We start from the raw sequence: 11,176 nt of genomic DNA on the forward strand, positions 1-11,176 counted from the left end.
ACTGCCGATCTGCCCCGGGGAGCCACCACCGGGGCCGCGCTTTCGGGCCGTTCAACCTTGGAAGGAACCACGACCCATGAAGCACATCGGTGCACTTCAGGCGGGTGTTACCGCCGACCTGTCCGACCGCGAGCCGACCGGCGCGGAGCTGGACGCGATCGAGGTTGAGATGCCGCTCATCGCGGCCCAGGTCGAGTTGCTGGACGTGTTCATCATGACGCTCGACCGGCCGGTGTCCGAGCTGGGCGAGCGTCGGCTCCGCCGGGCTCGCCGCCGGGTGCTGGCCGCCCGCCGGGAGCTCTCGAACCGCGCCGTCGGCGTGAGCCTGCCGGGGGGTGCCGCGTGAGCGCCGCACCCGTCACCGAGATCATCAAGGCTCACAAGCTGAGCGAACCTATGCTTCGTGCCCTCTACACGGGCGAGAACGGCGAAGTGGTGGCGTGCGGTTTCCGCACGGAGCGCGCCCTGATCGTCCGGCGGCTGATCCATCCGGCCCTGAGCACGCTGACGGAGAAGGGCACTGCCCTGTTGGCGGAACTCCGGGGCCAGGGGACGGCCGTGGCGTCGACCACCCCCCGCACCTCCGCCGACCTCCCGAAGGGCACCCGCGTCGCGTCCCCCGAAGGACGACTGGGAACCGTCAACGGCTACGACATCGGCCAGGTAACGAACACGGAGCACGTCAACTACGGCCGTAAGTACATCGGTGTGACGTGGGACCCGACCGAGTCGATCCCCTGGAGGCAGCGGAACTGCCCCTTCGTCGATGAGCTGACCGTGGTCGGGGGCGCAGGGTGAGCACCCTGGACGCGAACCTCACCGCCGCGCACGCGGAGGTGAAGGCGGAGATCGCCCGGACCGACGGCAAGGCATCGCTGCTGCTGGCGTTCATCGGTGCCGTTCTGGCCGGTGTCTGGACCGCCGCCAACGCGCACCTTCTCACCCCCGCGTACGTGGTCGGTGGTATGGGTGTGCTGCTGCTGGTGACGGCTGCGGGGCTGCTGCTGCGGGTGGTGCGGCCGAACCTGTCCGGCGCCGCCGTGGCGGGCTTTCCGCTGTGGGCCCGGCTGACCGCCGACCAGGTCCGCACGGTCCTGGCCGAGGACCGGCGCGGGGAGGACATCGCGAACCTCTCACGTCTCGCGCTGGTCAAGTTCGCCGCCCTTCAGCGCGCGATCGACGTGACCCGCGCGGGCGGTGTGCTGCTGATCGTGGCCGCTGGTATCGCGGTGGGGGGTGCGCTGTGAGCGAGCCCACCACACACGCCTTCCCGGATCCGCTGCCCGCGGATGTGGCCGCGCTGCTGCGGGCCGTGCATGACGCGCTTGATATCCCCCACGCCGACACCATCGAGGACGACCGGATCCGCGCCCGGCTGCTCGACCAGCGGGCGTCCGACGCTCGGATCATCCTCGCGTCGGTCCTGAAGCACCCGGTCCTTGGCGTAGCGGACGCGGTCGGACAGTTGCGTGGCTGGACGGCTGAACGCCCCGTGACCTACACGCCATGGGCCGATCGCCTCGACGGCCGCCCCGGTACCGACGACGCCCCGGAAGGAAGTGCGCTGTGAACGGAACCACCACGCGGACCGGGGCAGGGGTCCGGTTCTTGAACTACGTCCTGTTCGGGTGCCTGCTGCTCATCCTGGCCATGCAGGCGCCTGGTGTCACCCTCAGCGTTCTTGCCGGGCTCGGCGCGCTGCTGGTCTGGGTGGCCGCTCAGCCGGTCGTGTGGGCGTTCGTCCTGGGTCTTGGCGCGCACCGCCTGAGGAGGTGGCGGCCGTGACCGCCGCGCAGGTCGCCGAACGCGGTGCCGCCGCCGTCCCGGATGACGCGCGGTTGACGGGCGTCAACACCGTTTCGACGCCCGTCAACATCGAACGCGCAATCACCGCGGTTGCCGGGGTGCTGACGGTCATCCTGACCGCCGCGGCGTTCTGGCTGTCGTACGAGCATCTGCAGGAGGTTGCCGCCCGTCATGGCATGGCCGACGCGGTGGCCCGCTCGTGGGCGTGGCCCGCGACGGTCGACCTGTTCATCGTGATCGGCGAGCTGCTGATCCTGCGTGCCTCGCTCGCTCACCGCGTGGACGGGTGGGCAATCGGCCTGGTCGCGGCAGGAGACGGCGGCTCGATCGCCCTGAACGTGGCCGGGGTCGGCCAGAACGCCAGTGCTCTGGATTACGTGGTGGCTGCGGTGCCGCCGGTTGCCGCGCTGCTGGCGTTCGGCGCGCTAATGCGCCAGGTCCATGCCTACCTCGCCCGCCGCGCTACGACGGGCGTCAACCCGCCATCGCCGGGCGTCGAAACACCCTCGACGCCCGTCACGACGACCGTCGACCGCGCGCCGACCGCAGCGCCCGCGGACGCCGCTCTTGCCGCCGCTGCGGTGCCGGAGCTCCCGGCGGCCGGGCCTGGCGTCGAAGCGGTGCCGACAGCCGTCAACGTCGAGGAGTCGCCCGTCGAAGCGCGCTCGACGGCCGTCGAGCTGTGCACGCCGGTGATCTACCCGAACCGTGTGGATCAGTTGATCCGCGCGCTGTACGGGACCGACTTCACCCAGCCGAACACCGCCCGGATGACCGAGGCGATGGCCGCCGCCGGGCTCGGCGGCTCGGAGTCCACCGCCCGCACCGCCCGTGGCCGGGTCAAGGCCCGTGAGCCCTACCTGGCTGACTTCCCCACGGCGATCGCCGGATGAGCGGGAGGGAAGACGGATGTCACCCGCGTTCGGCAAGTGCTACGACCCCACCGGCGCCACCTGGGGCCTGCCCACCTACCCGTGGATGCTCGCACCGGACGGCTACGCGACCCGCAGGCAGTTACGGGCGCGCGGTCTGCGGCCGGGTGGTCAGCCGATAGCGGCTCAGATCATGCGGCGCTCCCGCCGCCGGAAGTCCGGCGCGCAGGTCGCCTACCTCTACCGCATCGACCAGGCCAAGCAGGTCCGTCCGATGACCGCGGCCCGGTGGGTGGCGCTGGAGGCGGCAATGACCGCCCGCCGCACCTGCCCCCAGTGCCGCACGGACGCGGGTTACTGCATCCCCACCTCGCTGGGGGTGTGCGTGCCCTGCGCCTACCCCGACAACTCCATGGAGGTGGCCGCATGAACGAGCCCCTGCCCTACCGCCCGCCGGGCGAGCCGGTCACCGACTGGCCCGCCCTCGACACCCACGGCCTGGCCGAGCAGCCGCTGAGCGGGGCCGTGGAGCTCTCCGCCGACCGCGGCCCGGTCGTCTACGTCCCCGGCGCTCACGGCGGTTTCGTGGCCGTGCGGCGGGAAGACCTGCCCACCGTCCGCGTGCCCGACCCCGCGCCCGCCCCGGCCGGGGTCGATCCGCACGCGCAACGGCTCGCCGCGAAGGGGGTGTTCGCCGCGGGGGCCGGTGTCGGGACCTACTTCGCCGCCGGGGCTGTCGCCATCGTCATGGATTCCCTCGTCAAAGCCCTCATCGCCGCCGCCGTCGCCGCGGGAGTCGCCGTCATGGCGCCCGGTCGGCGCGGCGGGGGCGATACGTACATCACCAACCACCACGTGTCCAACAGGTGGTTCGGCCGCTCCCAGACCCACATCCGCAACCGCTGACCAGGAAGGACGCCCCATGGACGACGTCGTCCGCACTGCCGAACAGATCGTGGTCATCGAAGCCGCGCGCGCCTACGTCGCCGGAATCAGGCCGGTCGACATGACCAACTCGGGGCAGCTCGCCGGTCACCTCATGGCCGCCGAGGTGCTGCTCGCGGAGATCGTCGAGGCGTTCGAGGAGCCCAAGCCCACCACCGCCTGAGCCCCGCCCGCGTACTCATCTGTCTCTGTCCAGGAAGGACACCAGTGACTGACGTCTACCGCTCCTACACCCCGGCCGAGAAGCGCAAGCGCGCCTTGCTGGTGCTGCGCGGCGCTAAGCAGGCTCTCGCCGATGCCGTGGACCCGAAGCTTGACCGGCAGATCGAGCGCATCGACGCCCGTGCCGCCGAGCGCGGCCAGCTCGAAGCCGCGGCCCTGAACCGCCAGAACGACAAGGCCAAGGCCGAACTTGCCGCCGCCAAGGCTGCCGAGCGCGCCGCGCCGCGCGAGGACCGGACCGCCGCCCGTCAGGCCCGTAGGACGGCTGAGAAGCGGGTGCGTGCCACCGAGCAGGCGATCCGCCGCGCCGGTCTGTAACCGGCCCTACCGTCCCGGCACGGGCGTGCTCCACGCACTGACGCCGTCCATGGGCCCGCATAGGCTGGGCCTTCTCCCGCCGACCTGAGGAACCCGTATGGCTGGCTTGCTCCCGCAGAACAGCGGAAACCGAAGCGCCCAGCGCTTTGGCCCCATTGTTTCCCGGCGGCTGCGCACTGCTGGGTTCAACATCAGCCCCGCCGCTGCGCGGCACAAGCGCGACGGCGTGTTCGTCCGCGCCGCTGGGAACTACATCTCCGTTCTCGTGGACATCCCCGCAGACGCCTCTGAGGTGGCCGAGGAGATTGCCGCCGCGGTCCGCACCTGGGGCATGGAGCCCGAGGTGACGGTGTCCGACGGCGGGGCCGCGTGGGTGCGGTTCTTCTACCGCAAGGCGTAACCCGCACCACCCGCGCCCGGAAGGGCCGACGGCACAGCTAGACCGACACGGGCTGAGACCCCCGCTCAAGAGCAATTGAGCGGGGGTCTTTCGCGTCGGTGCATGCCCATACACCGCTAAGGCAACGCCCCGGGGCGGCCGTCTCCCGGCCAAGGACACCGGCCGCCCCGGGTCTCGCGCCCCTTCCCGCCCCCAGAAAGGGGGCAGTTGAGGAGACTTCCAGCATGAGCGACAACGTCGTTCACCTCTACAAGACCCCCGAACCTCCCGCCACCCACGACGGGCCGACCCTGGCCGTAGTGGCCGATACTCCGGACCCGGTCTTGCCGCTGTGGGTGCGCTCCGGTCGCGCGGTGAAGACGGCCGCCACGCATGAGCGCACCAAGACCGCCGCCCGCGCGGTCGTGCGGCACAACATGTACGTGGTGGGCGGGGCACGGATCGTGGCCCGCCGCACCTGGGACGGCCGGACCGCCGCCCGCTACGAACGCATGCTGCGGGCCGCTGAGGCGGCCGGGAACTACGAGGTGGCCGCGGAGTGGGAGGAGCGCGGGCAGCGGTTCCGCGACGCACGCCACCGCCGCCGTATGGACCTGCTCCGCTCCCCGGTCGTCGCGGCCAAGGGTGTCGTGGTCGGCACCGGGGTCGGTGTCGGCACTCTGGTGGCCCTCGGGGTGGCGCTGGCGATTGCCAACAAGGACTTCACCGACGTGGTCACGCCGCTGATGGCGGTGATCGAGTTCATCCGGCTGCTCATCACCATCGTGACCATCGTGTGGGGCCCGCTGGTCACCATCGGCCCGTTCCTGGCTCTGCTCGGCCTGTGGGCCGTCGGCCGTCACCAGCAGGCTGCGCCTGCCTGGGCTCTGCCCGCGAACGTCCGGGGCAGCGACGGTGAGCCCATCACCCCCTCCCTCGTGGTCAAGGCGGTGCGTGATCTGGGCATCGCGCCTCTGCGCAAGGCCATCTTGGATATGGGTGATGCGGGCGCTGGCATGCTCTCCCCGATCGTGCTGGCCGGGTGCGGTGTCGAGGTGGACATCCTGCTGCCCAGCGGCTGCAGCACCGAGGAAGTGCTGGCCCGCCGCCGGAAGCTGGCGGAGAACCTGGGACGCCACGAGCACGAGGTGCACCTGTCGGTCGCCCCGGCCGCCCGCACCGTGCGGGCGTGGATCGCCGACTCGGGCGCCCTGGACGAGCCGATCGGCGCTTCCCCGCTGGTCACCGACCCCGACACGAGCGCCGATTACAAGAACGGCCGCGCCCCCTGGGGCTTGGACCTGCGCGGGGATGTCGCGCTGATCAGCCTCTTCCAGCGGCATCTGCTGATTACGGGCCTGTCCAACCAGGGCAAGACCGCGTCCCTGCGGGCGCTGGCCCTGTGGCTGGCGCATGACCCCACTGTCGAGTTCCGGATGGCGGACCTGAAGGGCGTGGGCGACTGGGAGTGCATGGACGGCATCGCGACCGTCCTTATCCAGGGCCCGACCGATGACCACGTCATCGAGGCCACCGAAATGATGGAAGACGGCGTTGAGGAGATGAACCGGCGCCTTCTCGCCCCCAAGGGCAGCGTCTTCCCGCCGCTGGTCCTGGTCTGCGATGAAGCCCAGGTCGCCTACGGCTCGGCCGCCGTCGGGGAGGACAAGCGGCCCTACGGCGGGGCCAAGGCCACCTCCCGCTACTTCCAGGCGGTCAAGGCCATCCACGACCAGGGCCGCGCGGTGAACGTCACCACCTGGGAGGGCACGCAGGACCCGACGAACGAGAACCTGCCCAAGCGCTCCCGCGAGGGCAACCACATCCGGGCCTCGCTGGTTCTGGGCACCGAGTCCCAGGCCCGCATGGCACTGGGAGACTCCGCCATCGATGCCGGGGCCGCGCCGCACAAGCTCCGCCAGGGCCTGGACAAGGGCACGCTCGTCGTGGCCGGTGACGGCGTCAAACTCGCCCCCGGACAGCCCGCCATCACCATCCGCACCCACTACATCAACGACGACGAAGCCGACCAGATCGCCGAGCGAATCAAGGCCCGGCGCGACGCAGTCACCACCCGCACCACCGTCGGCGGTGAGCCGGAAGAGGTCGACAACATGGCCGACATCGCCGCCGTGCTCGGCGACGCGAAGCGGATGCGCACCGACGAGGTCCGGCAGCACCTCGCCGAGCGCAACCCCCGCGCCTACCGCGCCTGGACGGCGCAGGACCTGACCCGCGTCCTGGACGCTGCGGGAGCGGCCCCGTACAAGTCCGGCGGGGTCATGGTCGTCGGATCCGACCTCGTCCGCACCGCCATCGACCGGCGCGACGACACCGCCGATCGTGACTCAGCGTAAAGGGAGGCGGTGAGGGAGGCAGGGAGTTCTCCCTCGCCGCCTCCCTCACCCCGCCTCCCCAACCTGATCAGCGCAAACACCCTCACAGGGAGTCAGGGAGGCGCGTCCCGCAGACCTGCGGAAACCCCCGGAATCGCCTTCCCTGAGGACTCCCATGCCTCCCTCCCTTCACACATGGTCACCAACCTAGACCGAACTGGAGGCTCAATGCGGTTCTACCTCACGACCCACAAACGGCACTGGGTGCGCTTAACCCATGTGCCGCTGTTCCTGAAGTCCGAGCACTTCGCGACGGCCGCCAAGCTGCACCCGGCACAGGGGCCATACGCGGTGGACTCCGGCGGTTTCTCGGAGCTCCAGCGTCATGGCCACTGGACCCGCGCCCCGCGCCAGTACGTCAACGACCTGTACCGCATCTGGGAGTGCGTCGGCCCGTTCGACTGGGCCGCGCCACAGGACTGGATGTGTGAGCCCATCATGATCCAGGGCGGCACGGTCGGCGGACAGCACTTCACCGGCACCCACCTGAGCATCGCGGAGCACCAGCGGCGCACCGTGGCGAACTTCCTGGAACTGCGGGAGTTGGCGCCGGATCTGCCGATCGTTCCGGTGCTCCAGGGCTGGGAGCTCCCGGACTACGAACGCTGCCTGGCCCTGTACGAGCGGGCCGGTATCGACCTGACCCGCGAACCCACCGTCGGGCTTGGCTCCGTCTGCCGACGACAGGCCACCCGCGAAGCCGTCGCCATCGTCTCCACCCTCGCCGGATACGGGCTGAAGCTGCACGGCTTCGGCTTCAAGACCATCGGCCTGCAACGAGTCGGCCACCTGATGGCCTCCGCCGACTCCGCCGCATGGAGCTACCACGCCCGCCGCCGCCCACCCATGCCCGGCCACACACACAAGAACTGCGCCAACTGCCTTCCCTACGCGCTGGCCTGGCGTACCCGCGTCCTCGGCACCCTGCCCCCGTGGCAACAGCCCGCACTCGCCGCCTAGATGCGGCTGGGGCGGCCGTCTCTCGCCAAAGTCACGGCCGCCCCGGTCTCCGAGCACCTTCAACAGAACTGGAGACATCCAGCATGACACCAGACTGCAAGACCCCGCCCAAGCACGCCGCACATCCGATCGAGGGCCACCTGCGGACCGCGCTGGAGCTGGCCGCGGCCGGTCTGCCGGTGCTGCCCCTGCGAAGGGGCAAGGTCCCGTTCGGGAACTGCCGCACCTGCCCGGGCACCCCGCCCCGGTGCGGCGGCCGACCGAACATGAAGACGCCGGGACCGTGCCTGTGCCCGGCGCCGTGCCACGCGTGGGCTGCCGCCACCACCGACCCCCACGTCCTCACCTCGCCCGCGTGGGCGTCGGCGTGGCGGGAGGCCGTGACGGTCGCCTACCACCCCGGCGGCGCCGGGCTGACCGTGGTGGACCTCGACGACACCGCAGCCGTCGCATGGGCCCGAGAGACCCTGCCCGCCACCCGGACCGTGCCGACGACCCGCGGTGAACACTGGATCTACCAAGGCACCATGCGGTCTGTGAACGCCGTCCGTGACGGCGTGGACATCAAGTCCACGATGGCCTACGCCCGGTGGCTCGGTCCCGGCACCGGCACCATGACGGCCTTGCCGGACATCGTGCGCGCGCTGGCTGTGAAGGAACCCCCCACGGTCCGGTCGGCCCCGCAGGCCATCGCCATGCCTGCATGGGCCGCTGGGGAAGGGATGTGCCCTCACCGCACGTCCGCCTACCTGGACCGTGGCATCGCCATGGCTCAGCAGCGCATCGCCGAGGCCCGCAGCGCGGTCCACGCCACCGTTTACCGGACGTTCCTCGCCGTGCTGTCCACCCATGGCCGGTGCGGCTGTCTCACCGAGGCTCACATCGCGCGCCTGTTCACCGCCGCTCAGGCCAAGGGCGAATCGCCCCGGCACTGCACCGATGCGTGGACCAACGCCCGTGCCAAGTTGGGACTGTGACCATGTCCGACGACGAGAAGAACCCTGCCCGCGAGGTCATCACCGACTACGCGCAGGCGCACTTCCGGTACTTCCGCACCGCCGACGGAACCGTGTACGCGCAGAAGAACGGCCACCCCGTGGCCCGCCCCATCCGCTCACAAGGCACCACCGGCAGCCACCGCCAGGAACTCATGGTCGGCATGTTCAAGGACGGCACCGGCGTCTTCAACGGCACCGCGCTCAAGGAGGCATTGGACTTGATCGAAGCCCTCGCGCTGACCGAGGACACGCAGTCCGTGAACATCCGCGTCGCGTCCGGCTTCGACGGGGCGACATGGCTCGACCTCGGGCGCGACGACGGTCAGTCGGTGCGCATCCACCCCACCGGCTGGGAGATCGCCGTTCCCGACCCGCGCGAGGTCTGCTGGCGGCGCACCCAGCTCACCGGGGAACTCCCGCTGCCCGCGAAGGACACCGATGGCAAGGGCATCGATCTGCTGCTGCGGCTGTGCAACTTCGCCACCGCCGCGACTGAATCCCTCGCCATCGCATGGCTGATCGGCTGCCTCGGGCCGTCCGTACCCGTCCCGGCACCGTTCCTCACCGGCCCCCAGGGCGCGGGGAAGTCCACGGGCGGGCGCATGCTCATGCGGATCGTCGAGGGCATGAGCGGCGACCTGCGCCGCGCCCCGAAGGACGAGGCGAACCTGATCGCGGCCGTGGCCGCTGGGTGGGTCACCGCCCTGGACAACCTCTCCCACATGGGCCCGGACCTGTCCGACGCGATGTGCTGCATCGTCACCGGTGCCGAGGACGTCAAGCGGGCACTGTTCACCGACGGGGACGTCTACCGCACCGGCTACCGCCGCCCCCTGCTGCTCACCGGCATCGACGTCGGCGTGATCCGGCCCGACCTCGCCGAACGGCTCCTGCCGCTCCGCCTGGAGCGGCCCAAGGTGCGGCGCACCGAGGCAGAGCTGTGGGCTGAGTACGCGGAGATCCTGCCGGTCGTGCTCGGCTCGCTCCTGGACCTCACGGTCAAGGTCCGCGCCGCTGAGGCAGAGACCCCGACCGATCTGCGCATGGCGGACTTCGCGCACCTGTGCGCGCAGCTCGACGCAGCTACCGGGCTCGGATCGCTCACCGCGTACCGGGCCAGCCTGGACGACCTCAACGACGACGTGATCGAGGGCGATCTGCTCGCGCAGACCGTCCTCAGGCACGCCGACAGCATCGAGCCGGGCGGGCAGCAACGGATGACCTCCACCGAGTGGCTGCACTGCCTCAGTCGCCTCTACAGCGGCGAGGACTGCCGCCCCCTGCCCAAGGGCTGGCCGACCACGGGAAAGGTCCTCTCCGACCGCCTCAAGCGCCTCCAGCCGACGCTTGCCGCTCGCGGTGTCCTCATCGACTCGGGCCGCACCAGCGAAGGCCGCTACCTCGAAATGACCCGCCAACCAGCCCCGCCCCCACACGAGCACAAGCCGATGTTCTGACCCGCGCCACGCGATCGTCCGGACAAGCAAGAAGAGCACCACCGGCCAGGCGTGCTCCTCTTGCTGTTCGGCGGAACGCCGCCCCAAGGACGCGCCGCGCAGCGGCTCCTTCTTCACGCTGTGAGGCGCACCGCACCACAACAGACACCCCCTCTTTTGTCCTAAGAGGGAAGACGCTGCGTCATCTGCGTCATGCGGCCGAAAAAACGGCCACTGACCTGCGGATACAGGCATGACGCAGACGGCAGCCTCTGCGTCATCCTGCGTCATCTGCGTCACCCGATGACGCAGCCCATGACGCACCGATGACGCACACCCAAACCACTGCGTCACACAAAACCGCAGATCAGAAGCCTGAAATGACGCTGATGACGCAATGACGCAGAAATCCGCACCTCGGACAGACGCAGCCCTAGAAAGCCCATAGACCCCGCCACGGAGGAGCGACCACCAGATGACAGAGGCGTCCGCCATAACCACGTTGCGGGCTGGACTCCCGGACCGCTACCTCACCCCCGACGACATCGCGGAGCTCTTCGAAGTGCCCCTGGAAACCGTCTACCAGTGGCGCAAGAAGCGCACCGGCCCGCCCGGCTTCCGCGTCGGCAAATACGTCCGCTACGACCCTGCCGCCGTCCAGCGCTGGACCACCGAGCGCATGGCCGCTGAAGCGGCTGCCTGACACCCAACACAGCACGACACCCGCGGGGGGGGGGGGGGCCCCCCCCCCCCCCCCGGCCGCGCAGGCAGCAAACCCAAGGAACAAACAGAACAAAACAAAATAAAACTAGATGGGATGGATATTGTGAGTATTTGGGTGTTG

General features: G+C 70.2%; 16 protein-coding genes. All 16 read left to right on the forward strand.

Going from position 1 to position 11,176, the window contains the following annotated elements; genetic code table 11:
• Positions 1 to 76 precede the first annotated feature (76 nt).
• The 16 genes from ACWDSL_RS48495 (at position 77) to ACWDSL_RS48570 (ending at position 11,035) form a co-directional block, all read left to right on the forward strand.
• Positions 77 to 346 carry a DUF6284 family protein gene (locus ACWDSL_RS48495; RefSeq protein ID WP_450495532.1) on the forward strand — a complete coding sequence of 90 codons (270 nt, stop codon included), beginning with the start codon at positions 77 to 79 and terminating at the stop codon, positions 344 to 346.
• A complete protein-coding gene (locus ACWDSL_RS48500; protein ID WP_450495534.1) occupies positions 343 to 798 on the forward strand; it encodes a hypothetical protein in 456 nt (151 codons plus the stop codon). The genes ACWDSL_RS48495 and ACWDSL_RS48500 overlap by 4 nt, the downstream gene beginning before the upstream one ends.
• Entirely contained in the window at positions 795 to 1,247 is a 453-nt protein-coding gene (locus ACWDSL_RS48505; protein ID WP_450495536.1) for a Pycsar system effector family protein, read from the forward strand. The genes ACWDSL_RS48500 and ACWDSL_RS48505 overlap by 4 nt, the downstream gene beginning before the upstream one ends.
• Positions 1,244 to 1,570, forward strand: a complete 327-nt coding sequence (locus tag ACWDSL_RS48510; RefSeq protein ID WP_450495537.1) for a hypothetical protein — start codon at positions 1,244 to 1,246, stop codon at positions 1,568 to 1,570. Before ACWDSL_RS48505 ends, ACWDSL_RS48510 begins: the two co-directional genes overlap by 4 nt.
• Positions 1,567 to 1,785, forward strand: coding sequence for a hypothetical protein (locus ACWDSL_RS48515; RefSeq protein ID WP_450495539.1), 219 nt, complete (start codon positions 1,567 to 1,569; stop codon positions 1,783 to 1,785). Before ACWDSL_RS48510 ends, ACWDSL_RS48515 begins: the two co-directional genes overlap by 4 nt.
• A complete protein-coding gene (locus ACWDSL_RS48520) occupies positions 1,782 to 2,699 on the forward strand; it encodes a DUF2637 domain-containing protein (RefSeq protein ID WP_450495541.1) in 918 nt (305 codons plus the stop codon). The genes ACWDSL_RS48515 and ACWDSL_RS48520 overlap by 4 nt, the downstream gene beginning before the upstream one ends.
• A gap of 16 nt (positions 2,700 to 2,715) precedes the next feature.
• Entirely contained in the window at positions 2,716 to 3,108 is a 393-nt protein-coding gene (locus ACWDSL_RS48525; protein ID WP_450495543.1) for an RRQRL motif-containing zinc-binding protein, read from the forward strand.
• Entirely contained in the window at positions 3,105 to 3,584 is a 480-nt protein-coding gene (locus ACWDSL_RS48530; RefSeq protein WP_450495545.1) for a hypothetical protein, read from the forward strand. Before ACWDSL_RS48525 ends, ACWDSL_RS48530 begins: the two co-directional genes overlap by 4 nt.
• Positions 3,585 to 3,600: 16 nt before the next feature.
• Positions 3,601 to 3,786 (forward strand): hypothetical protein, encoded by a 186-nt coding sequence (locus ACWDSL_RS48535; RefSeq protein ID WP_450495546.1) that lies wholly within the window; start codon positions 3,601 to 3,603, stop codon positions 3,784 to 3,786.
• Between the two features lie 44 nt (positions 3,787 to 3,830).
• On the forward strand, positions 3,831 to 4,163 hold the full coding sequence (locus ACWDSL_RS48540) for a hypothetical protein (RefSeq protein ID WP_450495548.1): 333 nt from the start codon (positions 3,831 to 3,833) through the stop codon (positions 4,161 to 4,163).
• A gap of 97 nt (positions 4,164 to 4,260) precedes the next feature.
• Positions 4,261 to 4,563: a hypothetical protein gene (locus ACWDSL_RS48545; protein ID WP_450495550.1), complete on the forward strand. Its 303-nt coding sequence runs from the start codon at positions 4,261 to 4,263 to the stop codon at positions 4,561 to 4,563.
• 224 nt (positions 4,564 to 4,787) lie between these two features.
• Entirely contained in the window at positions 4,788 to 6,899 is a 2,112-nt protein-coding gene (locus ACWDSL_RS48550) for an ATP-binding protein (protein WP_450495551.1), read from the forward strand.
• 207 nt (positions 6,900 to 7,106) lie between these two features.
• Positions 7,107 to 7,898, forward strand: a complete 792-nt coding sequence (locus ACWDSL_RS48555) for a deazapurine DNA modification protein DpdA family protein (protein WP_450495553.1) — start codon at positions 7,107 to 7,109, stop codon at positions 7,896 to 7,898.
• Positions 7,899 to 7,981: 83 nt separating this feature from the next.
• Positions 7,982 to 8,875: a bifunctional DNA primase/polymerase gene (locus tag ACWDSL_RS48560; protein ID WP_450495555.1), complete on the forward strand. Its 894-nt coding sequence runs from the start codon at positions 7,982 to 7,984 to the stop codon at positions 8,873 to 8,875.
• A 2-nt stretch (positions 8,876 to 8,877) separates the two neighbouring features.
• Positions 8,878 to 10,353: an ATP-binding protein gene (locus tag ACWDSL_RS48565; RefSeq protein WP_450495556.1), complete on the forward strand. Its 1,476-nt coding sequence runs from the start codon at positions 8,878 to 8,880 to the stop codon at positions 10,351 to 10,353.
• A 454-nt stretch (positions 10,354 to 10,807) separates the two neighbouring features.
• A complete protein-coding gene (locus tag ACWDSL_RS48570; protein ID WP_450495558.1) occupies positions 10,808 to 11,035 on the forward strand; it encodes a helix-turn-helix transcriptional regulator in 228 nt (75 codons plus the stop codon).
• The last annotated feature ends 141 nt before the right edge of the window (positions 11,036 to 11,176 follow it).

Source organism: Streptomyces sp. NPDC000941 (assembly GCF_053599555.1).